At 54.2% G+C, this 4,095-nt stretch carries 2 protein-coding genes; both read right to left on the bottom strand.

All coding sequences use genetic code 11. The features are described 5' to 3' along the window. A partial coding sequence (locus tag HMPREF2651_RS11190; RefSeq protein WP_168162259.1) for a VaFE repeat-containing surface-anchored protein occupies positions 1-2,170 on the bottom strand: 2,170 nt, incomplete at its 3' end. Positions 2,171-3,109: 939 nt separating this feature from the next. Then, complete coding sequence (locus HMPREF2651_RS05775; protein WP_038627374.1) at positions 3,110-3,757, bottom strand: hypothetical protein; 648 nt, start codon at positions 3,755-3,757, stop codon at positions 3,110-3,112. Positions 3,758-4,095 lie beyond the last annotated feature (338 nt).

Raw genomic sequence — 4,095 nt, forward strand, 5'->3', positions numbered from 1 at the left:
GCTGGGCAGGCTTAGTCGGCTTGCTCGGCTTTTCGGACTCAGACTTAGACGGAGTTGTCGTCTCAGACGGCTCTTCCGGCTGTGTCGTCTCCGGCTGCTCGGACGGCTCATCCTCGCTCGGAGTTACCGGAACGGTGGACGTGGTCGGCTCAGTCGAGCTGGTCTCCGGTGCGGTCGTCTCCTCGGACGGAGTTTCGCTTTCCTCAGTCGGGGTGTCTTCCGGCTTCTCCGGAACCTCGCCAGTCACGGTCTGGTTTGCGTCGTTGATATCTGCGTGGTCAGCGATCTCATTGACCTGACCAGCGCTTTCTTTACCAGTCGAGTCAACCTCATCAGAGGTCAGGTGCTCGAATACGACAGCCTCAGCAACAGGAGTCTTAACAGAGTCAGACACCTCGAGAGTGACAGTCACCGTACCGCTTGCGGAAGTCGGCTTGAACGTCGCCTCGCCATGACCAATCACAGAGCCATCAGCCTTGTTAACCAGTTCACCGGACAGGGTGTAATTCTTACCAGGCACCAGACCCTCGAAATGTACGGTGTCGATGACCTTGGCATTGGCCTCAATGCGGTTGCCCTGAAGCTCGGCTACCGTGCGCAGCTCCGGCTCCAGCGGCGTATCAGCGGGCTCGCTCGGCTTAGACGGTTCGGTGGTCTCAGTCGGCTCGGTCGGCTCCGTGGTCTGCGACTCAGTGCTGTCAGTCGGCTCGGTCGGCTCCGTCGGGGCAGCCGGCTTCGTGGACTCGGAGGCGTTAGGAGTAGTCGTCGAAGAGCTCGGCTGCTCTTCGCTTTCCGACGTCGTCGGAGCCTCAGATTCGCTGGTCTCAGAGGTAGCGGTCTCGCTGGACGACGGCTCCGTTGTCTCCTCGGTTGTCTCCTCGCTCGTCGGAGTCTCTTCGGAGGTCGACGGCTGCTCTGGCTTTTCGCCGTGAACGGTCTGAGCTGCGTCGTTAATGTCCTCGTGGGAGGCGATTTCTACCGGCTGACCATCGGCGTTGTCCTGGCCATCGGCGGTGACCTCTGTCGAGGTCAGCTTTTCAAATGCAACAGCAGCGGAAACCGGCTCATCCACATCATCGGAGACGGTAATCATGACAGCCTGCTCACCCGAAGAAGTCTCTGGAGTGAATTCGACGCTGCCGGTACCCAAAATGCGATCAGCACTGGTCTTGTCCACCAGGGTGGCATCCAGACGGTAGTTCTTACCCGGAACCAGGTCAGTAAACCTCACAATGTCCTTAACCACAGCGCCCGCAACAATCTTGTTGCCGTTCAGACGAGCCTGAGTAGAGATCGACGGCTTAAGCGTGGTCGGCTTCTCCGGCTCGGACGGCTTGGTCGACTCGGACGGGGTCGTGGTCTCCGCAGGAGTGGTCGGAGTAGTTGGCTTCTCCGGTTCTGTTGGCTTTTCTGGCTCGGACGGCTTCTCCGGTTCAGACGGCTTCGTCGGCTCTGCCGGAACTTCACCTGAAGACGGCGTGACATTGTCAATCACAATGATGTCTTGTTTCTTACCATTGTTGAAAATGTAGCCAGTGCGGTTCGTACCGTCGACGGTGCCCTGACCGATGTTAGCCGGACCAGTGAGGTAGTCGTAGACAGCCTTCGTCGATGGGTTGTGAATGCCCTTGGAGAAGTCAATGTCATCGGAGAAGTGCCACAGAGCGAACTGAGTTGCGTTATTGGCATCCAGCACATTCAGACGTCCTTTAACTCCAGCTGCCTTCCCCAGTTCATCCAAACCAACAGCTGGCGAACCGTGGTGCGCAATCCAGTTGAGCTTCCGGTATCGGTCAAAGTCGTTCCGCAGCTTGTTATTGGTATCTGTACTGCGCGAGAACTGACTGAAGTTCTGCACACGACCGGTGTCATAAAGATCACCGCCGACGCTGGCCTCAATGCAGTAACCCATTTTGTGGCTACCATATGGAGTTGCAGCCTCGTCAAAGGCCGCAATAAGTGGCCCAAAATCACGGACATTTCCATTGGCTTCAACACCCTTAACTGTTCCAGGAACACTCAAAATCTTCTGGATCGTCAGGGTTTCGCCAGTGTCTTCTGCCTCCTGCGCATGCGCAATTATTGGAGATTTAGCGAAGAAAAGAGCGAGCACAGCCACGAAGCTAAAAAGCGCCAACCAGCGCTTCTCGTTTGTAAAACGACCGAACATGAGCCCTCCCCCTTCCTTCGATTTCAGTGCGTTATACACCTTTCGCTACCTTTCCAGCCTTCAATTAACAATCAATGACCACGCATAAGCGTCTCCAGCCCCCATCACAGGTAGCCCAGTTGACATCGCCTTCTAATTCTCATTTATAGCGTTGGCCGTCCCCGAATATAACAAATACATTTTATGTTTGTTGAGTCATTTAATTGGCACCCCTATTGTCTTTTATTTCAATGCCAATAATTGTTGTTTGCACATTTTTTCAGGGGTAGACGTTTGGATACTACACGCATGCCGAAGTTCCACTTTCCTCCATGACACCTAGCCATTCAACCCATAAAATCACCATTAACCTGCACATATGAAGATTTTTCAATAATTCCCCACGCATTAATTCGGGTTAGAATGTCTCTCATGTCACGATTTTCATAATTGTGAGTTACGGCACAGCCAACACCTCACCCCCACCTAATGAAAATGCGACCCAATAAATCTCTAAGAGCAAAAATGACGTCTCAAGACTATTCACAATAAGCCCTCCGGTCGCCATTTAATAAGTCACATAATTATGTGCTAATTGCGGCTGCATAAATAATCGCCTCTCCGCCCCAACCTCTCCATCCGCGGTCAATAGACCAAAGTGGGTCTGATTCACGGCACTCCAACAGATCACGTTATGTAAAACGCGACTGAATAGGGGACTGCAAATGTGAAACTGTGCGAGTTTATGACACTTTCAGGCCATTTTTCGGGCCATTTTTGACATAAACGCAGTCAGTAACTCGCATTGGCCCTCGGTCGCCGAACATAAACACAAAAAAGCGCCTCCCCACTCCACAAGGAGTGAGAAGGCGCTCGTGCGCTGTTACGTATTAATAGCTGCGAGAGCTAATAGCTGCGCAGTGTAGTTGTAGTGCAGTGACTACATCGACTTAGACGGTTTTAGATAGCCTTTGCGCCAGTCAGGTCCAGGTCAACTGGCAGGTTGTCACCCGCACCGTCCTCGGCCAGCAGACCACCCTGGTTGTTGCCGCCGGTCTGGGCACCCTGCTCCTGGCCACCAGTCTGGAGGCCGCCCTGGTTCTTACCACCGGTCTGGAGGCCCTGCTCCTGACCACCAGTCTGGAGACCGTTCTGGTTCTTACCGCCAGTCTGCAGACCCTGCTCCTGACCACCGTTCTGGAGGCCCTGGTCGCCACCGACGTTCTGCAGGCTCTGGTCCTGGCCGCCGGTCTGGAAACCGGACTGACGCTCACCAATCTGGCCCTTGTCGTTAACCTGGTCGCCGCCGACCTTGTCGCCCTTGTCCAGCTTGTCGCCACCAATCTGGTCGCCACCGTTCAGCTGGTCGCCGCCAGCGTTCTGGAGACCCTGGTTACCGCCGACATTCTGCAGAGCGTTGTCCTGATCGCCGCCGACATTCTGCAGACCCAGGTTGCCGCCCTCAGTCAGAGAGTGGAAATTCGGGAACAGAGAGTCGACCTGAACCAGCGGGCCCTCCGGGAAGTTCACGTTGAACTCAGGAGCCGGCAGCGGAGCCGGTGCTGGCAAGGAGGAAATCAGTTCGCAGATATTGCACAGGTTATCCATGATGATCCTTTAGAAAAACGAAGTGTAGATAGATATGTGGCGCGATGCCCAGAGCTGAAGGTAAAGGGCTTCTCGCCTTCTCCTTTGCGGCCACTGCCGTGCTCACACGAAAACCGTACCGGTGTTAAAAAATGGTCACAATATAAAAATTCGATACACTTCAGCCAGGAAATTGGAAACAGAATAACGGCAAAACTTAACCTGCACTTATGCCCAAACGTCGCATGTCACGGGTCACATTGCTAGCCGTTTGGTCACCCCAAACCAGGCTCGCCTTTTCCAGCAGAAAAGCCTCGGCACCTAATGAACTGCTCCCCATTAGTTGGACTGAGAAATCA

This window comes from Corynebacterium sp. HMSC063A05, assembly GCF_001809695.1.
In the GTDB taxonomy this organism is placed as follows: domain Bacteria; phylum Actinomycetota; class Actinomycetes; order Mycobacteriales; family Mycobacteriaceae; genus Corynebacterium; species Corynebacterium amycolatum.